The sequence below is a fragment of the Pseudoxanthomonas sp. PXM01 genome (assembly GCF_014851815.1).
Taxonomy (GTDB): Bacteria; Pseudomonadota; Gammaproteobacteria; order Xanthomonadales; family Xanthomonadaceae; genus Pseudoxanthomonas_A.
The window spans coordinates 179,006-203,893 of record NZ_JACVAJ010000003.1 but is presented as its reverse complement, the minus strand read 5'-3'; the positions used below and the strand labels follow the sequence as shown (position 1 = coordinate 203,893).

The 24,888-nt window shown below is 66.2% G+C and carries 10 protein-coding genes, 1 pseudogene and 2 riboswitches; of the genes and pseudogenes, 5 read left to right on the top strand and 6 right to left on the bottom strand.

The features are described 5' to 3' along the window. The first annotated feature begins 161 nt into the window (after positions 1 to 161). A riboswitch (cobalamin riboswitch) is annotated at positions 162 to 385 on the top strand. A gap of 274 nt (positions 386 to 659) precedes the next feature. Together IB230_RS17460 and IB230_RS17455 are read left to right on the top strand one after the other, a co-directional pair. Further along, the gene (locus IB230_RS17460; protein WP_192274439.1) at positions 660 to 2,996 is read left to right on the top strand and encodes a ribonucleoside-diphosphate reductase subunit alpha; all 2,337 of its coding nucleotides are present in this window, start codon (positions 660 to 662) and stop codon (positions 2,994 to 2,996) included. Positions 2,997 to 3,315: 319 nt separating this feature from the next. After that, positions 3,316 to 4,335: a ribonucleotide-diphosphate reductase subunit beta gene (locus tag IB230_RS17455; RefSeq protein ID WP_192274143.1), complete on the top strand. Its 1,020-nt coding sequence runs from the start codon at positions 3,316 to 3,318 to the stop codon at positions 4,333 to 4,335. 183 nt (positions 4,336 to 4,518) lie between these two features. On the opposite strand, the gene IB230_RS17450 is transcribed toward IB230_RS17455, so the two are convergent. Continuing rightward, positions 4,519 to 6,564, bottom strand: a complete 2,046-nt coding sequence (locus tag IB230_RS17450; protein WP_192274142.1) for a S9 family peptidase — start codon at positions 6,562 to 6,564, stop codon at positions 4,519 to 4,521. Between the two features lie 257 nt (positions 6,565 to 6,821). Here IB230_RS17450 and IB230_RS17445 point away from each other — a divergent pair, with 257 nt between their 5' ends. Beyond that, positions 6,822 to 7,229, top strand: a complete 408-nt coding sequence (locus IB230_RS17445; RefSeq protein WP_192274141.1) for an acyl-CoA thioesterase — start codon at positions 6,822 to 6,824, stop codon at positions 7,227 to 7,229. 119 nt (positions 7,230 to 7,348) lie between these two features. Here the strand turns inward: IB230_RS17445 and pncA are convergent, their stop codons facing one another. The 4 genes from pncA to IB230_RS17425 all read right to left on the bottom strand — a co-directional run bounded on the left by pncA (position 7,349) and on the right by IB230_RS17425 (position 21,652). Continuing rightward, a complete protein-coding gene (pncA, locus tag IB230_RS17440; RefSeq protein ID WP_192274140.1) occupies positions 7,349 to 7,981 on the bottom strand; it encodes a bifunctional nicotinamidase/pyrazinamidase in 633 nt (210 codons plus the stop codon). 99 nt (positions 7,982 to 8,080) lie between these two features. Next, positions 8,081 to 10,372, bottom strand: a complete 2,292-nt coding sequence (gene metE, locus IB230_RS17435; protein WP_192274139.1) for a 5-methyltetrahydropteroyltriglutamate--homocysteine S-methyltransferase — start codon at positions 10,370 to 10,372, stop codon at positions 8,081 to 8,083. A 197-nt stretch (positions 10,373 to 10,569) separates the two neighbouring features. Next, a riboswitch (cobalamin riboswitch) is annotated at positions 10,570 to 10,806 on the bottom strand. 73 nt (positions 10,807 to 10,879) lie between these two features. Then, positions 10,880 to 15,094, bottom strand: coding sequence for a DUF11 domain-containing protein (locus IB230_RS17430; RefSeq protein WP_192274138.1), 4,215 nt, complete (start codon positions 15,092 to 15,094; stop codon positions 10,880 to 10,882). A gap of 792 nt (positions 15,095 to 15,886) precedes the next feature. After that, positions 15,887 to 21,652 (bottom strand): GEVED domain-containing protein, encoded by a 5,766-nt coding sequence (locus tag IB230_RS17425; RefSeq protein ID WP_192274137.1) that lies wholly within the window; start codon positions 21,650 to 21,652, stop codon positions 15,887 to 15,889. Between the two features lie 508 nt (positions 21,653 to 22,160). On the opposite strand from IB230_RS17425, the gene IB230_RS17420 reads away from it, so the two are divergent. Further along, positions 22,161 to 23,423 carry a serine hydrolase domain-containing protein gene (locus IB230_RS17420; protein ID WP_192274136.1) on the top strand — a complete coding sequence of 421 codons (1,263 nt, stop codon included), beginning with the start codon at positions 22,161 to 22,163 and terminating at the stop codon, positions 23,421 to 23,423. On the opposite strand, the pseudogene IB230_RS19955 reads toward IB230_RS17420, so the two are convergent. Beyond that, positions 23,424 to 24,480, bottom strand: a pseudogene (locus IB230_RS19955) (linear amide C-N hydrolase). A gap of 89 nt (positions 24,481 to 24,569) precedes the next feature. Here IB230_RS19955 and IB230_RS17410 point away from each other — a divergent pair. Then, positions 24,570 to 24,887 (top strand): hypothetical protein, encoded by a 318-nt coding sequence (locus IB230_RS17410; RefSeq protein ID WP_192274135.1) that lies wholly within the window; start codon positions 24,570 to 24,572, stop codon positions 24,885 to 24,887. Position 24,888 lies beyond the last annotated feature (1 nt).

Genomic DNA, 24,888 nt, shown 5'->3' with positions numbered 1-24,888 from the left:
CTTAGAGGCATTGCTCATCTCGGCATGGCCGACGGCGATGACGGTTTCGCGGCTCAGGCGTCTCGAGTCGCTCGCTCGGCGCCTCGTACTCCGTGAAACCCGCACCGCGCCGGCACCCGCTGTTCCACACAACATTTGGTGTTGACGCTTCCGATACCCCCCACTATCTTGTGGCCGTCGGTTCCGGTGGCCGCAAGCCACGGGATTAAAACGGGAAGCCGGTGACGCGCTCGCGCCACTCCGGCACTGCCCCGCAGCGGTAATTGGGAACGAACCCGCCACACAGCACTGAGGCCCCACGCCTCGGGAAGCGGCGGACGTAGGAAGAAGGCTTCGCCCTTCGCGCCCATGAGTCCGAAGACCTGCCGACAGCCGCGCGTAGCACACCGCGCGGTGCCGGCCGCGGAATCTCCGGGGGGAGAGGGCTGGTGACGCAGGGGACGCCGGCCTTCGGTCCGTACGATCTCGCTCCCTGCGACGCCGCTTCCCCACTGTGATCCTCCATCCGGCCTTGCGCAGCCCCGCGAGGGACGGGCCGCCGCGTGCACCACGCATGGAGGATTCTCGTGACCCAGATCGACACCGCCGTCGCCGACGCCGGCACCACCCCGTCCCAGAAGGACGCGTTCGCCCTGACCCCGCCGCCCACCGCCACCGCGATGAGCGTGACCAAGCGCAATGGCGGCCGCGAGCCGGTGGACCTCAACAAGATCGTGCGCGCGGTGCAGCGCAACTGCGAAGGCCTGCACGCCATCGACCCGATGCGCGTGGCCACCCGCACCATCTCCGGCCTGTACGACGGCGCCACCACGCGCGAGCTGGACGAACTGTCGATCCGCACCGCCGCGCTGCTGACCGGCGAAGAGCCCGAATACAGCCGCCTGGCCGCGCGCCTGCTGGCCGGCTACATCACCAAGGAAGTCACCGGCCAGGAGATCCATGCGTTCTCGCAGTCGGTCACCCGCGGCCACGAGGTCGGCCTGATCAACGAACGCCTGCTGAACTTCGTGCAGACCAACGCGCGCAAGCTCAACGATGCGCTGGACGCCTCGCTCGACCTGCACTTCGACTACTTCGGCCTGCGCACACTGTACGACCGCTACCTGCTGCGCCACCCGCACACCCGCAAGGTCATCGAGACGCCGCAGCAGTTCTTCCTGCGCATCGCCTGCGCGCTGAGCGAGGACGTGCCGGAAGCGCTGGCGCTGTACCGCCGCATGGGCAACCTGGACTACCTGCCCAGCTCGCCGACGCTGTTCAACAGCGGCACCACCCACGAGCAGCTTTCCTCGTGCTTCCTGCTGGACTCGCCGCAGGACACGCTGGAATCGATCTACGCCAAGTACGGCGACATCGCCCAGCTGAGCAAGTTCAGCGGCGGCATCGGCGTGAGCTACACCCGCGTGCGTTCGCGCGGCTCGCTGATCAAGTCGACCAACGGCCACAGCAACGGCATCGTGCCGTGGCTGAAGACGCTGGATTCCTCGGTCGCCGCGGTCAACCAGGGCGGCAAGCGCAAGGGCGCGGCCTGCGTGTACCTGGAAACCTGGCACGCCGACATCGAGGACTTCCTGGAGCTGCGCGACAACACCGGTGATGAAGCGCGCCGCACGCACAACCTCAACCTGGCCAACTGGGTGCCGGACCTGTTCATGAAGCGCGTCGAAGCCGACCAGGAATGGTCGCTGTTCGATCCGCGCGTGACGCCGGAGCTGACCGACCTGTACGGCGCCGCGTTCGAGCTGGCCTACACGCAGGCCGAGACGCAGGGCAAGGCGATGAAGACCATCTCCGCCCGCAAGCTGTACGGCCGGATGATGCGCACGCTGGCCGAAACCGGCAACGGCTGGATGACGTTCAAGGACAAGTGCAACGCCGCCAGCAACCAGACCCTGCGCGCCGGCAACGTCATCCACCTGTCCAACCTGTGCACCGAGATCCTCGAGGTCACCTCGGCCGAAGAGACCGCGGTGTGCAACCTCGGCTCGATCAACCTCGGCCGCCACTTCGATGACGATGGCTGGTTCGATTTCGACAAGCTGGCCGAAACGGTCCGCCTGGCCGTGCGTCAGCTGGACCGCGTGATCGACCTGAACTTTTATCCGATCGAGACCGCGCGCCGTGGCAACCTGCGCTGGCGCCCGGTCGGCCTGGGCTGCATGGGCCTGCAGGACGTGTTCTTCAAGCTGCGCCTGCCGTTCGACAGTGCCGAGGCGCGTGCGCTGTCGGCGAAGATCGCCGAGACCATCTACTTCCACGCGCTGGAAACCTCGGTGGAGCTGGCGCAGGAGCGCGGCCGCCATCCGTCGTTCGCCGATACTCGTGCGGCGAACGGCGAGCTGCAGTTCGACGCCTGGAACATCACCCCGGAGAACGCCGAGCGCTGGGACGCGCTGCGCGAGCGCATCAAGGAGCACGGCCTGCGCAACTCGTTGCTGATCGCCATCGCGCCGACCGCGACCATCGCCTCGATCGCCGGCTGCTACGAATGCGTCGAGCCGCAGGTGTCCAATCTGTTCAAGCGCGAGACGCTGTCGGGCGACTTCCTGCAGGTCAACCGCTACCTGGTGGACGAGCTGAAGAAGCTGGGCCTGTGGACGCCGGAAACGCGCGACGCGATCAAGCTGTCCGAAGGCTCGGTGCAGGGTCTGGCGCAGGTGCCGGATACGTTGCAGCAGATCTACCGCACCGCGTGGGAACTGCCGATGCGTTCGCTGATCGACATGGCCGCCGGCCGTGGCGCCTTCATCGACCAGTCGGCGTCGCTCAACCTGTTCATGGAAAGCCCGAACATCGGCGCGATGTCGTCCATGTACATGTACGCGTGGAAGCAGGGCATCAAGACCACGTACTACCTGCGTTCGCGCCCGGCCACCAAGATCGCCAAGACCACGGTCAGCACGGTCGCCGCGACCGAGCCGAAGCGCGAGTACACCCCGACCGAAGCCATCGCCTGCTCGCTGGAGAATCCGGAAGCCTGCGAGGCCTGCCAGTAACCGCACCCCTGCGTCGGCTCCGGCCGACGGACCCTGGAACAGGAACATGGATGTTCCCGGCGCATGGAGGCGCCAGCTTCTTTATCGAGCCCCTCTCCCACCGGGAGAGGGGTTGGGGGCGCCCTGATAGCCGTTGCGACTCAATGATGTTGAGCGAGCCGCAGCGAGTCATGAAGGGCGGCCACCGGCTGTTCACCACTTCCACTCGCTGTGGCTCGCTTTGCAATACAAGTACCGGATAAGCGACTGCGGCACCCCTCATCCGCCCTTCGGGCACCTTCTCCCGGCGGGAGAAGGGGAACCACGAGAACACCGCACCATGTCCGCACAACCCAAGCAGATGCTGCTCGACCCCGGCTTTGAACTGACGCTGCGCCCGATGCGCTATCCGCAGTTCTACGACATGTATCGCGACGCCATCAAGAACACGTGGACGGTGGAGGAGATCAACTTCCAGATCGACATCACCGACCTGCATTCGAAGATGACGCCGGCCGACCGCCACCTGATCCACCGGCTGGTCGCCTTCTTCGCCACCGGCGACTCCATCGTGTCGAACAATCTGGTGTTGAATCTCTACCAGCACCTCAACGCGCCGGAAGCGCGCATGTACCTGTCGCGGCAGCTGTACGAGGAAGCGCTGCACGTGCAGTTCTACCTGACCCTGCTGGACAACTACCTGCCCGACCCGTCGGAACGCTTCAAGGCGTTCGCCGCGGTGGAGAACATCCCGGCGATCAAGAAGAAGGCCGACTTCTGCTTCAAGTGGATCGACAGCATCCAGGATCTCCGCCGCATCGAGACGCGCGAGCAGCGCCGCCAGTTCCTGCTCAACCAGATATGCTTCGCGGCGTGCATCGAGGGCCTGTTCTTCTTCGCCGCGTTCGCCTACGTGTACTTCTTCCGCTCGCGCGGCCTGCTGCCGGGCCTGGCCAGCGGCACCAACTGGGTGTTCCGCGACGAGAGCTGCCACATGGAGTTCGCGTTCGAGTGCGTGCGCACCGTGCGCGAGGAAGAACCCGACCTGTTCGACGACCGCATGCAGCAGCAGGTCTACGACATGCTGGAAGAAGCCATCGAGTGCGAGGTGCAGTTCGCCGAAGACGTGCTGTCGGGCGGCGTGGCCGGCATCTCGACCCGCGACATGCGCCAGTACCTGCAGCATTGCGCCGACCAGCATTTCGCCAAGCTCGGCATGCCCAAGCGCTACGACGTGCGCAACCCGCTGCCCTTCATGGAGCTGCAGGACGTGCAGGAGCTGACCAACTTCTTCGAGCGCCGCGTCTCGGCCTACCAGCTGGGCGTGCAGGGCGAAGTCGGCTTCGACCACGCGTTCTGATTCGTGCCCCTACTGTAGGAGCGACGTAAGTCGCGACCGCAGCAATGAAGACCTGATGGTGTTGCATCGCCACGGATTGCATCGGTGGCAAGCGTTTCGACATCGAGGGCCCGCCAGACAGGCGGGCCCTTCGTTCGTGCGGTCGCGACTTACGTCGCTCCTACAACCGCCGCACGATCGAGGCTACTTCGCCTTGTGCCGGTTGAAGAAGTCGACCGGCGCCAGCACCGATTGCAGCCACTGGCTGGGCCGGCCCATGCCGTGGCCGGCGCCGGGCAGGCGGACCATCTCGGTCTCCACGCCGCGCAGCTTCAGCGCGCCGAACATCTGCTCGGTCTGGCTCATCGGTGTGCGGTAATCCTGTTCGCCGGTGATCAGCATCGTGGGTGTCTTCACCTGACCGGCCAGGCTGTAGGGCGAGCGCTGGAAGTACAGATCGGGCTTGTCCCACGGCGCGGCGCCCATCCAGTGCTTCATGAAGAAGGCCGGCAGGTCGGCGGTGGTGACCTGGTCGGTCCAGTCCACCACTGGCCGCAGCGCTACCGCCGCACGGAACTTGTCCGGCTCCTTGCCGATGCCCCACAACGTCAGCACGCCACCGCCGGAACCGCCGCCGATGAAGAGATTCCTGCGGTCGACATAGGGACGCTTCGCCACCTCGTCCACGATCGACATCAGGTCGTCGTGGTCCTGGCCCGGGTAGGCGTTGGTGATCGCATTGGCGAACGCGTCGCCGTAGCCGATCGAGCCGCGTGGATTGGCGAACACCACGATGTAACCCGCCGCCGCGTACAGGCTGTGGGTGATCGAGAAGAACGGGCCGTAGTCGGTGTTCGGTCCGCCATGGATGTCCAGGATCAGCGGATAGCGTTTGCCCGCGCTGAAATCGGGCGGGAACGCGATCCAGCCCTGCACCGGCAAACCGCCGGCGCGGCTGGCTACCGTCACTTCCTCGATCCGTGCGGACGTCTTGCCATCGGCCCACGCACGATTGAAGTCGATCGCGCCGCTTTCGCCGTGGCCGCGGCTCACACCCAGGCCGGCGGGGCGGTCGGTGAAGCTGGTCGTATAGGCGAACGTGCCCTGCGCGGCCGAGAACTGGCCGCCCGACGACGGCAGGTAGAGGCGCGTACCGCCGACGAGGTGCACGGCCTCGGTGCGCGCGCCGGTCGTGGCATCGATGGTGGCGATGCGCTGCACGCCGCGGTCGTAGTACAGCGTGTGGAGGGCCGCACTGTCTTCACGCCATGCGATGCCGGCCACCGGACGATCCAGGTCGGCCGCCAGCGCGTCGACGCGCGCACCGGGCGTGGGTGTGGTCGTCCACAACCGCGGCATGTCGTAAAACGTGGTGGACGCCTCGCTGCCCACGAAGGCGATGCGGAGGCCATCGGGCGAGACTTCCGGCGCGTACTCGCTGCCGGCGCGCGAGGTCAGCCGCTGCTTCGCTGCCTTGCCGGCGACGTCGTAGAGATACAGGTCGCTTTCGAGCGGACCGTTGATCGGATCGGCGGTGTAGCTGCCGACCACGTGCCTGCCGTCCGCCATCCAGGCAATGCCCGTTCTGTCGATCTGGTGGGTGTCGCCCTGGGTCATGCGGGTGACCGCGGCGGTCGTCACGTCCACCGCATACAGATGGTTCGCGCCGGGCTTGCTCTCGCCGGCGCCGTCGAAGCGCCAGAACAGGTCGGTGATGATCTTGGCGTCGGCCGCCGCTTCGGCGCCCTTCGGCTTCTCTGGCATGCCGGGGATAGAAACGGGCTTGGCTTCTTCCCTGCCAGTGAAAGCAATGCGCGAACCATCGGGCGACCAGCGCAGCGTGCCGGGCGCCAGCTCGCCTGTCGTCACCGGCTGGCCCACGCCGTCGGCCAGCGTCATCACGAACACCTGCGGCTTGTCGATGAACGTCGCGACGTAGGCGATGCGGCGACCATCGGGCGAGAACACGGCATCGCGCGGACCCACGTCGCGCGCCACCAGCAGGCGCTTGTCGACGATCGCGCCGTGGTCGTCCAGATGGGCAAGCCACAGTTCGCCGGTGCGGCGGTCCTGCGCGCGGTCGAACGCGGCGCGGGTGAACAGCACGCGCTGGCCGTCCGGTGCGACGACCGGGTTGGTCACCATCGAAAGCGCGTAAATGTCTTCGGCCTTGACGGGCTCCTTGGCGGAGACGGACACGGACGACACGGCGAAGGTCGCGACGAGCGCGGCAAGGGCGTAGGGCTTCATGGCTGAAGACTAACCGTGGGCGAGCAAACCGCGCAACGCGGGATCGGCAGTTGTAGGAGCGACGTGAGTCGCGACCGCACGTTCGAGCAACGTGGATATCGGATCGATCGGGGTATCGATGCGCGTTGCTCTTCTCCGCGCGGCCTTCCACTACGGGCACTTCGTTCTCGCGGTCGCGACTCACGTCGCTCCTACACCAACCCACAACGGCCTCCGCTATGCTCTTCCGCCAGGAACACGCACACCGGAGCACCCCCATGACCGATCTGCCCAACGCCGAAGCGCGGCCCACCGAGGCGCGCCTGCTGCACATGGTCTTTCCCGACCACACCAATCACCTGGGCACGCTGTTCGGCGGGCAGGCACTGGCGTGGATGGACATGTCGGCGTTCATCGCCGCCTCGCGCTACGCGCGCACCACCGTGGTCACCGCGCGCTCTGAGCAGGTGGACTTCAACCAGCCGATCCACAAGGGCGACCTGGTGGAAGTGGTGGCGCGCGTGGTCAAGGTCGGACGCAGCTCGATGAATGTCGATGTGGAAGTGATCACCGAAAACCTGCTGACCGGCGACCGCAAGATCTGCACGCGCGGGCATTTCGTGATGATCGCGCTGGATCCGCTGGGCCGGCCGACGCAGGCGCCGCCGCTACCCACGACGGCATAGGGCGGGCTCAAGCCCGCCGTCGCACGAATCAAGCCACGTGGAAACCCGATCGGGGACGCGCGCCTTTCGATGGTTGCCGTCGCGAGCGTCGGGATGGCAATGGCGGGCTTGAGCCCGCCCTACGGGTCTATCGCGATGCCTGCGGCTTCGAGGGCGGTTCTGGTCGGGGCATCGCCCGACGGGGTGACCGGCCGCGTGAGGTCCCACAGGAAACGCACGCGGAAGCCCGCTTCCACCGCATCCTGCGCCGACCACAGCACGCAGTAGTCGCGCGCCAGGCCGCACACATGCACCTCCTCGATGCCGCGCTCGCGCAGCCAGCCGGCCAGGCCGGTGGTGGGACGCGTGCCGTCCGGCCCGTGGTTCTCCCGAAAGGCGCTGTACGAATCCACCTGCGGCCGCGTGCCCTTGCGCAGGATCAGGTCGATCGGCGTCCAGTCCACGCCAGCCGCCAGCGCGGCGCCGGGCGCGCCCTGCACGCAGTGGTCCGGCCACAGCACCTGCGGCTGGCCATGCAACGGGATCGTGTCGAACGGCGCATGGCCGGGATGACTTGAGGCGAACGACGCATGCCCCGGTGGGTGCCAGTCCTGCGTCGCCACGACGGTGCTGTAACGACGCGACGCGAGCAGCGCGGCGATACCCGGCACGATGGCATCGCCGTCGCGGCACGCGAGCGCACCGCCCGGCATGAAATCGGGCTGCAGGTCGATGATCAGCAGGGCGATGGACGGAGCGAACGGCGTCGACATGGTGGCAGGAGAGATCCAGAGCGGCGACTCGCAGCCTAGCAGCCACCGCACTGGAATACCTTGCGTTCGCGCAAGGCATCGCGCGCCGAACCGCCTGCGCTACGCCGCGCGGACCAGCCCGCTCCGCATCGCCTGTGCGGCAGCGACCATCCGCGTCAGGGCCTCGCGCACTTCCGGCCAACCGCGCGTCTTCAGCCCGCAATCCGGATTCACCCAGATCTGCTCCGGCGCCAGCACCGCGCGCGCCTTCTCAAGCAGGTCGATCATCTCGCCCCCGGTGGGGATGCGCGGCGAATGGATGTCGTACACGCCCGGGCCGATCTCGTTGGGGTAGCGGAACTTTACGAACGCATCCAGCAGTTCCATGCGCGAGCGCGAGGTCTCGATGGAGATGACGTCGGCATCCATCGCCGCCACCGCGTCGATGATGTCGTTGAACTCGGAATAGCACATGTGGGTGTGCACCTGGGTGTCGTCGGCCACGCCCGCAGCGCTGATGCGAAAGCATTCCACTGCCCAGTGGAGGTAAGCCTGCCAATCGGTGCGACGCAGCGGCAGGCCTTCGCGAAGCGCAGGCTCGTCGATCTGGATGACGCGGATGCCAGCCGCTTCCAGGTCCAGCACCTCGTCGCGCAGGGCCAGCGCGATCTGCCGGCAGGTCTGCGCACGGGCCTGGTCGTCACGCACGAACGACCACTGCAGCACCGTCACCGGGCCGGTCAGCATGCCCTTCATCGGCCGGTCGGTCAGCGACTGCGCGTACTGCGACCAGCGCACCGTCATCGGTGCGGGGCGCGACACGTCGCCGTAGATCAGCGGCGGCTTCACGCAGCGCGAGCCGTAGCTCTGCACCCAGCCGTTCTTCGTGAAGGCGAAACCATCGAGCTGCTCGCCGAAGTACTCAACCATGTCGTTGCGCTCGAACTCGCCGTGCACCAGCACGTCGATGCCGATCTCTTCCTGGAAGCGCACGCAGCGTTCGGTCTCTTCGCGCAGGAAGGCGTCGTAGTCGGCGTCGGAGAGTTTGCCGCCCTTGTTGCGGGCGCGCGCTTCGCGCACTTCGAGGGTCTGCGGGAACGAGCCGATGGTGGTGGTGGGGAACTCGGGCAGTCCGAGCAGCGTGGCCTGCGCGATGCGGCGTTGCGGATACGGCGAGTCGCGGTCGATGTCGGCCGCGTCCGGCGACGCCAGCCGCGCAGCAACCTCGGGACGGTGCACGCGTGCGGACTGGCGACGCGACTCGATGCGGTCGCGTGCGATCGCCAGGCCGGCGTCCGCCGCGCGCGGATCGCGCAAGGCATCGGCAAGCAGGCGCAGTTCCTCGAGCTTCTGTCGCGCGAACGCCAGCCACGACTTCAGGTCGGACGGCAGCGCCTTCTCGCCGGACACGTCGACCGGCACATGCAGCAGCGAGCACGACGGCGACAGCCACAGGGCGTTATCGCCGACATGCCCCTGCGCGTACTTCGCCAAGATCAGCGCGTTGTCGAGGTTCGTGCGCCAGATGTTGCGGCCATCGACCAGGCCGGCCGACAGCACGCGGCCCTTCGGCAGTTGCTTGAGCACTTCGTCCAGCTGTTCCTTCCCGCGCACCAGGTCGACGTGCAGGCCATCCACCGGCAGCGCACAGACCAAGGGCAGGTTGTCGCCGAGGCGGCCGAAGTAGGTCGCCAGCAGCAGCGACGGTCGTACGCCCTTCGCCAACGTGCTGTACGCGCGCAGGTAGACGGCGCGTGCCGTGTCATCGAGATCCAGCACCAGGCAGGGTTCGTCGATCTGCACCCAGTCCGCACCCGCGGCATGCAGCTTCGCCAACAGGTCCGCGTAAACCGGCAACAGTGCGTCGAGCAGCGCAAGACGGTCGCTGCCATCGACGCTCTTCGCCAGCAGCAGGAAGCTCACCGGCCCCAGCAGCACCGGACGCGCGGCGTGGCCGGCGGCGCGCGCTTCCAGGAACTCCGCCACCGGCTTGTCGCCACGCAGGCGGAACGCCTGGCCGGCGTGCAGTTCCGGCACCAGGTAGTGGTAGTTGGTGTCGAACCACTTGGTCATTTCCAGCGCGCGCAGGTCGGTGCCGTCGCGTTGCACGCCGCGTGCGAGCGCAAAGTAGCCGGCCAGCGGATCGGCATCGGCCAGTGCGCGGTAGGCATCGGGAATGGCATCGAACAGGAAGGCGGTGTCGAGCACGTGGTCGTACAGCGCGAAGTCGTTGCACGGCACGACGTCGGCGCCGGCGTCGCGTTGCAGTTGCCAATGGCGGTGGCGCAGATCGCGCGCAGTGTTTTGCAGATCGTCGGCGGTGGTGTCGCCGCGCCAGTAGCTTTCCAGGGCGGTCTTCAGTTCGCGCTTCGCGCCGATGCGCGGGAAGCCGAGGGTGGTAACGGTGGTCATGGTGCGTGTCCTCATGCGTGGCGGATGAGGAACGAAGGAACCGCGCGCCGGACCGGAGCCCGCCACGCCAGCGACCTTCGCCCCCGCGGGCGAGCCGGAGTGCCGAGGTCGGGCGCAGGAGGACGCATCCGGGCAGGCGCGCACGGACACGGGCTCCGGCCACCTCCCCTCGGAAGCTCCAGGTCAGTCGGAGGACGGTCGTGTCTTCCGGCCAGGGCAGGTCTTCGGGCTCATGGACGGGCGCGGGTGCGCTGGCCTACTTCCCGCCGCTTCCCGGTCCATGTGGGGACCAGTGCTGTTGGCGAGGTTCGTTTCCAAATACCGCTGCGGGGCAGCGCCGGAATGGGCCCATCGAACAGGCCGCACCGGCTTCCCTTTTAATTCCATCTCTTTATTCGGATAAAGAGATGGAAACCTTGGCGGTGCGAACGTTACGCCCGCGACGGGCGACGCGTCAAGCAGCGGGCAGACGCGCGTCTGCCGCGACGCGCGCCTCCAACCCTGCCCTCAAGGCGTTCCGCTGGCGGTGACGCTGCAGGTCAGGCCGAGCGTGACGACCCCCCCGCTCGGGAAGGTCGGGACCGGCAAGCCGGCCTGCAGGCCGGCGGCAGTCAGCGGGCTGGGACACGTGGTGCCGGGGGTCGCCGAACAGGTCGGGGCCGGCAAGCCGGCGGTGGTGCAGTCGAGTCCGGCCATGGCAGGATCCCGCACCGTCGCGCCATCGGCCGCCATCGGACCATGGTTGGTCACCACCAGGGTGAACTGCGCTTGCCCGCCGCTGACCACCGGATCCGCCGCCACCGTCTTCAGGATCGAGATGTCGGTGCTCCGGCGCAGGTTGGAGAACGTGCACGTCAGGTCGTCGCCCGCCGCCGGCGTCACGCCGAACGACGCGCCACTCCCGCTTGGCGCCTGGCCGCCGGACCGCGCATTGCTGCAGCTGTAGCTGGACACGTAGTGGGTGAGATCCGCGCCACCTGCCGCCGCTTCTGACAGGACATAAGCCGAACCCGGCGTCGCCGTGGCATGCGAAACCGTGCCGGCTGCCGTACTGCCGGTGCCTGTCGTGGTCAGCGGTGCCGGTGCGCCGGCGCCGGTCATCGACAGCGTGAACTGGTCCGCCGCCGCCGCGCGCCCGTCGGGCAATGCCTTCTGCAGGCGCAGGATCGCCGCGCGCGTATTGGTGAAGGTGCAGGTGATGTTGGATTCGAATCGCATGCGATCCGCGGGAATCGTCAATGTGCCGCCCGCGAGGCTGCCAAAGCTGCCGGTGTTGCCGTTGCGGCTGCTGTTGGCGTCCGTGCACTGGGCCGGCGAGAGGATCCAGCTGGCAGGGATGGCTTCGCTGAGGGTGACCGGCTGCGTGCCCTGGCTGTTGCTGCTGATCGGATGCGCGTAGTAGTGGCGCGCGGAGCTGACAGGCGTGCCTGTCGCGGCGGTGGTCAACGTGATGGGTGACGCCGCAGCGGTGCTGTCCCAGTTGTTGATGTTGGTGGTGGTGAAATCGAAGCTACCCACGCCACCTTCGGTGACCTTGCTCACCGTGACGCACGAAGGAATCGCCACCAGACCGAAGCCGATGTTGTCGCCGGGCTTGATGTTGGTGGCCGTCAACGTGAGCGTGCTCACCAGCGCATTGGCATTGCCGCGCAGGAAAACCGACTGCCGCCAGGTCCGCTCGACGCCCGACTGGTAGGCCGTGCTGTCCATCGTGACCACGCCGCTCGCCGGCGTGTACCTTGCGAGCGTCGCCAATGCGCCTGTCTGGTGTGCCACAAACTGACCCGACGTGGCGCCGCCCGACAGTGAAAGCGTCAACGAAGGGTTGTAGGCCGGATCCTCACTGTTGTTGGGCATGGTCGCGTCCCACGTGCCGATGTCGTAGATCGCCAGTCCGATCCGATGCGCGGGAATCGCCGGCGAGAACGTTACGGTCAGGCGGGTCGTGGTGTTGCTGTTGGTCAGCAGCCAGCGCCCCGGACCTGCTGGCGTCGTGTAGGCGCGCCCCGTGCTGTCGACGAAGCGGTTGATCGAGCCGCCCGCCGTCGAACCCGCGTCAAAGGTGATGTTCTGCAGCGAGGCGCTGGCATTGACACCACCCGGCCCGAACACGAACGAAGCGCCGCTCGCACCCGAGTGGCTGGTAATGCCGCAAGCAGCAGGCTGCCCAGCCACGCCAGTGTCGTCGTTGTGAATCCGGCAGACAGCATTGTCACCCGCCGCCAGGGTGATGCTGTTGCCGCTGACAGGCACGCCACCATTGATGGCGCAACTATAAGGCGTTGCGGAGTAGCCGGATGGAAACGCACTTTCCGACAGCGTATACGTGCCCGGATTCACCGCGACATTGGTCACCGCCGCCGATCCGGTCGTGCCACTGATGGGCGTCGGCCCTGCCGCCGAGAGCGTCCACGCGATCGGCGACTGTGTGCCGCCATCGTCGTTGGTCACGGTCTTGATCAACGTCAGCGCCGTGCGGGCTCCGTTGGTATCCGTGGCCGAGTTGTTGCCCGGCACGGGATCCGAGTTGCCCACATCCGGCGTCACGGTGGCCGTGTTGACCAGATTTCCCGTGAAATTCGTGGGCACGGCCATCGTCAGCGCGAATGTCGCGGTGCCGCCGACCGGCAGATCCACGCGGGTATCGATGGCGCCCGTGCCGCTCGCCGTGCGGCATGCTGCGCCATTCGCCGCAGCACACGTCCAACTGGCCGTGGTAATGCCGCTAGGCAACGCATCCTGCACGCGCGCGTTCTGCGCACCGAAGGGGCCATTGTTGCTGGCTACGATCGTGTACACCACGTTGGTACCCGGCGTGTACGTGGTGGCGCCATCGGTCTTGGTGATTGCCAGATCGGCGTTGAACGTGAGCGGCGGACCCACGGGGCACCGGGCGCCGTCGTTGGATGACGTGGTCGGAGAACCCGAGATGAGCGTGCGTGCTCCGGTGACCGTATCGAACCGGTAGAAGCCACCCGTATTGAGCACGCCGTACAGACCCAGGTTGTCGGCCCAGATCGCACCGACAATGCCGGTGGGTCCCGGGGTGCCGATGTTGGTCACGGTGCCATTGATGGGATGGATCGAGACCAATTGCCCCGTAGAACCCTCGATGCCATAGAACAAGCCGCCGATGTAATCGAAGTCCGCCACGTACAGGTTGCGGCTCAGCGTGATCAGCGTCGCCTGAAGCGTCGTCACGTCGATCCGATACATCCGGTTATCGTTCACGCCATCGGTGACATATAGCGCGTTGTCGCCTGCCGTGGTGAACGCGCCTGCAAAGTACGAAATGCTTGTCGGCGGCGCAGGCAGGCCGGTCACCAGACCCAGTTCGACGCGATTACCGGACGCATCGATGCGGTACAGGCGCCTGCCATCGTCGCCGGACAGGTTCCGCAATGCGTAGAGATAGTTGTCAGCCGGGTTGTAGGCCATCGCGTTGAGGGCCACGCTCGCGGTCCCCAGCGTCTGGTAGGTAAAAGGATTGCCCGAGCGGTTGATCGTATACAGCACCCCACCCGTCTGGGTGAGATACAGGGTGGCATCGCAGGTCAATGGAGTGGACGACGGTGCCGTGTTGGCGAAGGTGCAGGTCAGGTCATCGCCGGCCACGGGCGTGACGGAGAAGCTCGTGCCGCTGCCGCTCGGCGTCTGTCCGCCTGCGCGCGCATTGGTGCAGCTGTAGGTCGTCGTGTAGTTCGCCAGTACCGTGGAGCCCGCAGCCGATTCCGACAGGGTATAGCTGCTGCCCGCCGTCGCAGTTGCGTGCGTGACCGCACCCGTCGCGGTGCTGCCACTGCCGGTCGTCGTGACGGCGGCGGGTGCCCCCGCGCCGGCGATGGACAATGTGAACTGGTCCGACCCCACCGTACGCCCATTCGGCAGCGCCTTCTGCAGGCGAAGCGTCGTCCGCGCATTCGTGAACGTGCAGGTCAATGCCGCAGCTGGCCCGATGCTGCCGCCGGGGATCGTGTAGGTGCCGGACGCAAGACTGCCGACGGTCGTTCCCGCGGCGTTACTGCAGGTCGCATTTGTCAGACTCCACCCGGTCGGGAGACTGCTCTCGGCGATGGTGACCGCCGCCGCCGCATTGGCGATGCCGAAGGGCTGCACGCCGGCGGTGCCTGCGTTGCCGTCGACCTGTACAGGGGAATTCGCCGCTGACGTGGTTGCCGTGCCACCCGTATTCCGCGAGGTGTTGGTCAGGGTGAATCCGAAGGGACCACCGGACCCACCCAACGTGGTCTTGTTGAGGGTCAGCGTCGCATTGCAGGCAAGAAAGCCGGCGGCCGTGTAGGTGCCGGCATCGGAGGTGTCGTAGTAGCGCAGCACTACCCGGTCGATGCTGTAGCCGGCAAAGTCGAAATTGATCGTGCCGCGGCGATTGCCGATATCGACGGCCTGCGAGGTGAAACGGTTGCTTCCCGCATACGACACGACTGTGGCGCCGGTCGACGTATCGAGGGTGTAGATGCTGGTGCTCAAGGAAATCGGCGTCGAACTGCCGGCGGGATAGGCATCGACAATGACGTTGTCAGCCGCGTCGACGTCATGCAGGCTGAAGACGAGGCCGGACACCGGCAGGTACTGGCTCAGGTTCGCCGGGTTGCGAAACGCATAGATCGATTCGATGTAATTGCTAGTCGAATTGGCGTTGCCGCCATGCCCCAGTCGCACGCCGATCTGGCCAGCGACGTGCTGGTCATTGATCGCGTTCACACTGATGCTCGCGCTGCCGGCCGTGGTGTGCGTGAGCTGGAGCCGTGATGACCCGACCATCACGACGTTGTTGGTGACGACAGTCTGGCTTTGATTCTGGTCGTCGTAGGCCGCGAAAGGGTTGAAGCTGCCCGCCGGGCAGTTCTGAGCCTGGACCTGGCCGATTGTGCCGGCCAGCAGCAACCCTGCTGCGGCAAGCCCACGAGCTACACCAGGGATACGAGCGATGAATGGCGTGCCCGTGGACACGGATTCCGCCGACGTCTCAGCTATGCACTTCGCCATCACCGCAATCCTTTCCGGCAGCAGGCGGGAAGCCCGAAGTGAAGTGCGTGGGAGGACGTGCAGCCGTGGTGGTCTGAGCGGCGATCAAGCATGTGTTTTCCCCTGGAGACCGGCGCCTCCCGTTCCATACGGGAGCCCGCCGCCATGTCATCCCATTCCCTGGCGCGTCCCGCTGACGGGCGAAGTGCGCACCGCTGATAATGTGATATCGAAACTATGTAATCGCCCTTCAACTGAGGGGCAGGACATTCCGCTCATCTGAAAGTAATGACATTTACACGGCTGCCACCCACCCGTAGTGCCAGCCAGTGATGCTGGGCAACCTCCACATGCCGCCATGACGCAGCCGGTTATCGGGCGGAGGGGGCGGCTGGCATCCGGTTCGCCTTCACGGTGCGACATTGCCCGTCGGTACGGGGTGCTTCCTGGCGGCGGGGTCACAAATGAGAAGACCCCGCGATGCGGGGTCTTCCTTGCTACCGGAAAGGCGCAGGGCGCGAACCGGACCTACGGCAGGCCGCTGGCGGTCACATTGCAGGTGAATTGGATCGTGACGGTCCCTCCGTTAGGAAGCACGGGAATCGCGACGCCGGTCTGCAGGCCACTGGCCGTCGTCGAGGCGGGACACGTGGCACCGCCCGATGCCGAACAGGACGCCAGCGGCAACCCCGCGGCAGTGCAATCGAGTCCGGCCACGGCCGGATCCCTCACGACAGCGCCGGCGGCGGCGGCCGGCCCCCGGTTGGTCACCACCAAGGTGAACTGGACGCGCTCACCCGACCGCACCGGACTTGGCGTGGCGGTCTTTTCGATCTGCACGTCTGTCTGGTTGCTGTCATTGTTGTTGATCGTGCAGGTGGCGGTGTCGCCCGCAGCGAGCACGAGGCTGTTGCCCGAGACCGCGGCAGCACCGTTCTTGACGCAGTTGTAAGGACTGGCAACGTAGTGCAGCGGCGTCGCGCTTTCGGCCAGCGTGTACGTACCCGGGTTCACCGAGGCATTGGTCACTGCCGCGGTTCCCGTCGCGCCACTAATGTTGGTCGGGCCCGTTGCCGTCAACGTCCATGCGCTGGCCGCCTGCGTGCCGCCGTTGTCGTTGGTCACCGTCTTGACCAGGGTCAGCGTGGCGGGCCGGTCGTTGTTGTTGATTGTGCAGGTCGCGGTGTCGCCCGCGGCGAGCACGAGGCTGTTGCCCGAGACCGCGGCAGCACCGTTCTTGATGCAGCTGTACGGACTCGCGGTGTAACCGACGGGCGTCGCGCTCTCGGCCAACGCATACGTCCCCGGGTTCACCGAGGCGTTGGTCACCGCCGCGGTGCCGGTCGCGCCGCTGATGTTGGTCGGACCCGTTGCCGACAATGTCCATGCGCTCGCCGGCTGCGTGCCGCCGTTGTCGTTGATTACCGCTTTGATCAGAGTCAGCGTGGCTGGACGGTCATTGTTGGTGATCGTGCAGGTCGCGGTGTCGCCTGCAGCCAGCACGAGGCTGTTGCCCGACACCGCAGCAGCACCGTTCTTGACGCAGCTGTACAGACTCGCGGTGTAACCGGTCGGCGTCGCGCTCTCGGCCAGTGTGTACGTGCCCGGGTTCACCGAAGCATTGGTCACCGTCGCGGCGCCTGTTGTGCCGCTGATGTTGGTCGGACCGGTCGCCGTCAACGTCCACGCGTTCGGCAGCTGCGTGCCGTCGTTGTCGTTGACCACCGTCTTGAGCAGGGTCAGCGTGGCGCGTCCGCTGTTTGCGAAGGTGCAGGTGATGTCTGTCGCCGTGCTGCCGACCGTCAATGTTCCGCTGAGCGCATTCGCGGTATAGGCGAGCGCCGCTCCGGTTCCCGTGTTGCCGGTGCAGCTCAGCGACTTCGCATAGCTGGCTGCGTTGCCGGCAGTGAAGGCTTCGGTGATCGTGTAGGTGTGGCCCCTTTGCAGGCTGTAGCGGCCCGCTGCGGTATCGGTTTCAGTGGCGGTGTTCGCTACCGCATTGAGTGCGCCCGAGCCGATCGGTGACGGCGTGCCCGTCGCAGTAATTGTTGCGGCATCGTTGACCCTGGCGGTGACCCAGGACTTGGCGAGCGTGAGCTGCGGCGCGCGGGTGTCGGCATCGGTGGCGCTGTTGTTGCCGGATGTCGGGTCCGTCGTCCCTGCGCCGGGGGTGACGTTGGCCACGTTGGTCAACGTGCCGGTGAAGCTGGTGGGGACAGTGAACGTCAAGGTGTAGGTCGCGACGGCATTCACGGGCAGGTCCAGCCCCGTGTCGTTGATGGCATTGGTGCCGCTGGCGGCGCCGCAGACCGCATCACCGGAGGTACTGGCACACGTCCAGCTTGCCGTGGTGATACCCGTCGGCAGCGGGTCGCTGACGGTGAGGTTCTGCGCGCCGAACGGCCCGTTGTTGGTCACGACGATGGTGTAGGTTCGGCTCTCACCCGGCGCGTAGGTGTCGTCTGCCAGATCACTGGTGCCCTGTGTTGACGTATTGGTCTTGGTGATCGCCAGGTCGGCATTGAACGTGAGCGCCGGGCCCAGTGGGCACCGGGCGCCGTCGTTGGATGACGTGGGCGGAGAATCCGAGACCAGCGTGCGTGCCCCGGTGACCGTATCGAAACGGTAGAAGCCACCCGCATTGAGCACGCCATACAAACCCAGGCTGTCGGCCCAAACAGCGCCGACAGTGCCGATGGGGCCCGCAGTGCCGATGTTGGTGACGGTGCCATTGACGGGATGGATCGAGACCAGTTGCCCCGTAGAACCCTCGATGCCATAGAACAAGCCGCCGATGTAATCGAAGTCCGCTACGTACAGGTTGCGGCTGAGTGTGATCAGCGTCGCCTGCAGCGTCGTGACGTCGATCCGGTACATCTGGTTGCCGTTCGTTCCGTCTTGGACATACATCGCGTTGTCGCCTGCGGTGGTGAACGCGGCTGCAAAGTAAGAAATACCTGTCGGCAGTGCAGGCAGGCCATTCACCAGGCCCAATTCGACGCGGTTACCGGACGCATCGATGCGGTACAGGCGCCTGCCATCGTCGCCGGACAGGTTCCGCAATGCGTAGAGATAGTTGTCAGCCGGGTTGTAGGCCATCGCGTTGAGGGCCACGCTCGCGGTCCCCAGCGTCTGGTAAGTGAAGGGATTGCTTGAACGATTGATCGTGTACAGCACGCCTCCCGTTTGGGTGAGATAGAGGGTGGCATCACAGGTCAAGGGATTGGCTGGCCGCGCCGTATTGGCGAAGGTACAGGTCAGGTCATCGCCGGCCACGGGCGTGACGGTAAAGCTCGTCCCGCTGCCGCTCGGCGTCTGTCCGCCTGCGCGTGCATTGGTGCAGCTGTAGGTCGTCGTGTAGTTGGCCGGCAAAGTGGCCGGTGATCCCGCTGCGGTTTCGGACAGTGTATAGACACTGCCTGCGGTAGCACTGCTGTGGGTGACCGTGCCGTTCGCGGTGGTGCCCGTTCCGGTTGTGGTGACCGCGGCCGGCGCGCCGGTGCCCGTAATGGACAACGTGAACTGGTTGCCGGCAACGACGCGGCCATTCGGCAAGGACTTCTGGAGGCGAAGCGTTGCCTGCCGCGCGTTGGTGAACGTGCAGGTGACATCTGCATTCACTGCGGTCGCAGCCGCGTTCAACGTGACCGTACGCGTCGCAAGGTTGGGCGTGGCGCTGCCGCCGGCAGGAAGGCCGGTACAGCTGATGTCGGTGAGCTCGAATCCAGCAGGCGGTGTTGCCTCGGTAACGGTCGTGACTGTGCTCGCAGCGCTGAGGTATTGCGTCGTACCGCTCACCGCGGTTCCCGCCGTTACGGTGGTGATGGCCTGGGCAGTCAGTCCATTGCTGCCGGTGAAGTTGAAGGTGCCAACGCCGCCCACGCTGTTCTTGGCGATGGTCACGCGCGGCGCACGCTGGTTGGTGTCGGTCGCACTGTTGTTGGTGGTGACGCTGTCCGTATTGCCCGGCGCCACCGCAATCGTGGCCGTATTGGTCAACGCGCCACTGAAGGTGGTGGGCACAGCCATGGTGAGCGTGAACGTCGCTGTGCCGCCGACCGGCAGGTCCACGCGGGCATCGATGGCGCCCGTGCCGCTCGCCGTGCGGCATGCTGCGCCATTCGCGGCAACACACGTCCAGCTGGCCGTGGTGATGCCGCTTGGCAGCGCATCCTGCACGCGCGCGTTCTGCGCACCAAACGGGCCGTTGTTGCTGGCCACGATGGTGTACGCCACGTTGGTGCCCGGCGTGTACGTGTTCGCGCCGTCGGTCTTGGTGATCGCCGGATCGGCATTGAACGTGAGCGCCGGGCCCCCGGGGCACCGGGCACCGTCACTGGAGGCTGCAGCCGGAGAATCAGAGATCAGGGTGCGCGCGCCGGTGACCGTGTCGAAACGGTAGAAGCCGCCTTCATTGAGTAAGCCGTACAAGCCAAGGCTGTCAGCCCAGACAGCTGCGATGACGCCGGTGGGTCCCGCGGTGCCGATGTTGGTCACGGTGCCATTGGCGGGATGGATCGAGACCAGTTGCCCCGTGTTGGTTTCGATACCGTAGAACAAGCCGTTGGCGTAGTCGAAGTCTGCCACGTACAGGTTGCGGCTCAGCGTGATCTGCGTCGCCTGCATCGTCGTCACGTCGATCCGGTACATCCGGTTGTTGTTTACGCCATCGGTGACATACAGCGCGTTGTCGCCTGCCGTGGTGAACGCACCCGCAAAGTACGCGTTGCTGCCCCCCGGCACGGGGAGACCGCTCACCAGGCCCAGATCGACACGTGCACCGGACGCATCGATGCGATACAGCCGCCTCCCCTCATCAGTGGACTGGGTTCTGAGTGCATACAGATGGTTGTCGGCCGGGTTGTAGCCCATCGCATTGATGCCGAGCCCGCCCGATCCCAATGTGGGATAGGTAAACGGATTGGCTGAGCGGTTGATCGTGTGCAGCGCGCCACCCGTCTGCGTGAGATAGAGCGTGGCATCGCAGTTCAACGGGGTCGCAGCCTGCAAGGTGATGGCGTAGTCCTCCACCTCGCCGCTGTGCAGCACACCATTGGGATTCTGCACACCTGCAGTATCGAAACTGGCGCGCAGGCGCGCGAAGCTGGCACCGCCCGTGGTGCCGGCGGGCACTGTCCAACGCAGGTCGACGCTCGTCGCACCCGCGGCAAAGTCCGCGCAGGCGCGCTCGACAGGGCTGGTGTTGGTGAACGTGCCGCTGCGATTGAAGTCGATCCAGCCGCACACGCGTCCCGCACGCGACGTCCCGGCCAATGTCACCGACTGGCTATGGATCATGCCCGGCGTACTGACCACGGTGGTGAACGTGGTGCCGTCATCATTGCTGTCGCCGGTCGCCGTGGCATTGCCGATGGGACTGGGACGCACGCCGCCGGTGTTGAAGACCGACGTGTTGTCGGCGGTGACGGCCGCACCCAGCATCAGTCCTCCGACAAGATGACTGGCGGCAGCGGTGCCCGTGGGTTCGTAACTGGCGGGTGCATCACCAAAGTCTTCATCGGAAGTCACGGTAATGAGATAGCCATCGCCACTAGCCGTCGTAGCAGCCGGGAAATCCCATCGCGTCGCGGTGGTACGGCGCCGCGAGCCCATGTCGAAGGCGAGTTGCGACGTGGTGCCGGTCAGCGGCACCGTCCCGCAGCCGGCGCTGGCGCTCACGGTGCTCGAACAGGCGACGCTGGTGTTGCTTGCACTGAAACCTGCATGCCGGATGGTGCTTCCACCTTCGATGACCAGCGACGCAGAGCTTGGAGTGCCCAGCGAAACGCCGGGCGTGACCAGGGTCAGGGTCGCGCCATGATGGAAGATGGGATCATCGTCATCCGAGGGCAAGGTACTTCCTCCGAGGCGCGAGATGTGCAGGCGCGGGTTGCGGACCGGCACCAGATTTCCGGCACTATCGGTGAAGTCGATGGTGAGCCTGCCTAGGCCACTACAAGTCAGCGATGCCGAGTAGAGGGTTTGGCATTCGGAAATGTATGTGACCAGCGTCAGCGCATTGGTGCCGTTGGGCAACACCGGACTCGTGGTGATGCCACTGCCCGCGTTCATTGACGACGTGTCGCCGCCTTCATACACCGCTGTGGTACCGGTCGTGCCGGCCGTCAGTCGAACCCGGACACGCAGTCCCGATGCCGTGTCCTTGTAGGACTCTGTCGAACCGGACGACCCCGTCCAGTTGGAGCCCTGCGGCAGTTGCACTGCGCCTGCAACCAGGCTTGCAAGCAGCCCGCAGCCTGCAAGCGCGATGGCAATGATGATCCTGTGGCACATTTCCCCTCTCCCACTGCTGGCCACGCGTGTTCCCGCCAGAACGTCGCACCTTCCACGTACCGCCACAGCGGGCGGCGAAAGCTCGCCTTCCGGCATCGCTACGTCAGGACATGTCGGTGGGCTGGCAATGAAGAGGACGCCCACGGCAGGGCCACGCGAGGCGCGATATCGAAAGCGCGACGCACGGCACACTCGTGGCGATGCATGCACCTGCGACCTCCGAAAAGCACACGCAGCGTTCGCAACAGTGGCGTCATTGCGCCGAGCGCACCGTCGCGCGTGCAGCCTTCACGTATGTGACATATCCCGTCCGAGAAGACGGGCCGAACGTGCAGGTCAGTGCCGCAAGCCGGAGGCCACAGGCGCCCGGCGCAGCGACCGAGGCAGGCGAGACATTCCGAGTACGCGGGTCGGACCAGCGCAGTGGCCGCGGATACGGACCGCATGGAGGGGGTTCGGCGCTCTCGTTCGTCAAACTTCATACAGCCGACTTCCGGACCCGCCCTGCATGAGCCCTTCGCTGCCCTCCTCGCTCCCGCGCCGCCATTGGCTGAAAGCCGCCACGCTATCGACGCTCGCAATGACTGCCTGGCCTCAGGCCGCACACGCCGCGGCCTGCGACGACGACGCGAACTGGATCCCCCCCGACGACTTCCTCGCCGACCTGCCGCGCCTGATGCAGGCGTTGCGCGTGCCAGCCATCGGCATGGCGGTGGTCGAGCGCGGTGAGGTGGTGTGGGCGCGCAACCTTGGCGTGCTGAATGCGGAGACGCGGACACCGGTGGCGGACGACACGCTGTTCGAGGACGCCTCGCTGAGCAAACCGGTGTTCGCGTATCTCGTGTTGCAGCTTGCCGACCAGGGCGTGCTCGATCTCGATGCGCCGCTGGTGCGCTACCGGCGCATGGACTATCTCGCCGACCACCCTTGGGTGAACCTGGTCACCGCGCGCGATGTCCTGCGCCACTCCACCGGCATGCCGAACTGGCGCAAGGATCCGGCGAACGAGAAGCTCGTGCCCGTGGTGAAGCCGGGCACGCGCATCGACTATTCGGGTGAAGCGATCTTCTGGCTGCAGCTGGCGGTGGAAACGTTGACCGGCGAGAGCCTGGACGAAACGATGCAGCGCCTGCTGTTCGGCCCGGCCGGCATGCGCGACAGCAGCTATACGTGGAGCAAGGATCTTGCTGCCCGTTCCGTCTACGGCCATCGCGCGGTCGACGACGAGGAAACGGGCATGCCGCCGCAGATGCTGCGCGACACGTGGAATGCCGCGCAGACCGTCGCCGACCGCTGGGGAAAGCCGCTGTCGGCATGGCGCTACGAAGACGCGGTGCGCGCGTTACCCGAGGTCCAGGCGATCGCGCCGAAGGGGCTGGTGAACTGGGCCGGCGATATCCTCGCCAATGCCGCGGCCAGCCTCCGCACCACGCCGACCGATTACGCCCGCTTCATGGCGCTGATGGTGAGCCCGCGACGCGAACCGTGGCAGGTCACCGAGGCCACGCGCACGGCAATGCTGACGAAGCAGATCGACGTGCCCGGCCGCTGGACCGACAAGGGACTCGGCTGGAACCTGGAGGGGACGCCGCGCGGCCCGGTGTTCTACCACTCAGGCAGCAACGGCAACATCTTCAAGAACTTCGCGCTGGGCGACCTGCGCGGCCAGCGCGCGCTGGTGGCGCTGACCAACGCCGGCAGTGGCAACGTGCTGTACCGGCGTGTCGTGCGCGCCGCCACCGGGCACGACCTGCTGGCGTTCGACCTCTGACTACAGGCCCTGGAACACGAACGGCTGTGCGGGCTTGAAGTCCTTCACTGCGTTGCCGGCGAACACGTTGCGCTGGTCCGCGCCGAGATCCAGCTTCATCACCTTGCCGGTCTCCTTCGAGAAGTCGATGTCCTTCAGATCGACCCAGAAGGTGTTGGGCGTCAGCGCGGACTCGAAGAAGTACAGCTTGCGCTTGTGGTCGGCGACGGTGCGCCAGCGCGTGGAGGAGATGTTCGGCTCTTCCGGCGTGTTGATGCCGAACGGCACCGACGCATTGCGGATCACGCTGAAGACGCTGGCCAGCGCCTTCACCGGATCTTCGGCCTTCGGGATCGCGTTGACGTAGAACGAGGCCCGCGCGAAGCGGTCCGAGGCGCGATTGGTCCCGGGCAGCATCACCGTGCCGCCGATCTGCTTCCAGTACGCATTGAGCGCGAGCTGCTGGTCGAACACCGGCGAGTTGGTCATCACCTGGTACGCGCGGTCGTGGTGGATCACCTGCTTGCCGCCGATGTACTCGATGATGGCGCTGTCACCGCTGGCGTCGGACAGCGACAGGTGCAGCGTGGTCAGCCGGTCCTCGCCGGGCACCTTGTCGGACCACGGTGAAGGGCTGCCTGCGCAGCGCGTCGACGGCCTCCTTGACGCTGCCGTAGTTGTCCAGCGCGTACTGCGCCCACGCGGCGATGCTCAGGCCGGGACCGCGGCCGTCGTAGGCGGGATACTCGGATTCGACCAGCCACAGCACGTTGGCGACCAAGCCTGCTTCGTTCATGCCGTCGGTGGTGGAGATGTCGTAGCCGGTCGCGATGACGCTGCCGTACTTCGACGTCCAGCTCACCGAGTTCGGCCCGGCCTGCCCGCTGCGGGCCATCCCGCGCGGGAAGATCCACAGATTGGTCGCCACGTCGTTCTTCCAGTCCATCGAACGGGCGGTGATGACGTCGTCGTTGGCGCCCAGGTAGACCAGGCGGGTGCAGGCATCGGCAGGAGGCGCGGTCAGCGAGGACAACAGGGTGGCGGCAAGCGCGAGCGGCAGGACGAAGCGACGATCCATGGCGATCTCCGACGGCAGGGAAGAGGTGCCGGCGCGCGTTCCGCCGGCGAGTGTGCTAAACAGCGCTGCATCTGCACGGAGATACTGCCATGGCCTTCCCGCATCCGTTCTGCCGTTCGTCTTTCCGCTGCCTCGTCGTGATGGCCGCGCTCATGGCGTTGTCCGGTTGCGTCAGCACCCCCGGGCCACAGGTCGCGGGCAGCGGTCGCTGCAGCGATGCGGCTCTGGGCTGGGCGGTGGGTCAGCCGGCGGACGAAGCCACGCTCAAGCGCCTGTCGAGTGAGAGCGGCGCGGGGCTGGTCAATCCCATCGGCCCCACCACCGCCGTGAAGCACGACACGCGCAACGACCGCCTGCGCGTCTACATCGACGCGCAGAACCAGATCACCGCCGCCCGTTGCGAATAAC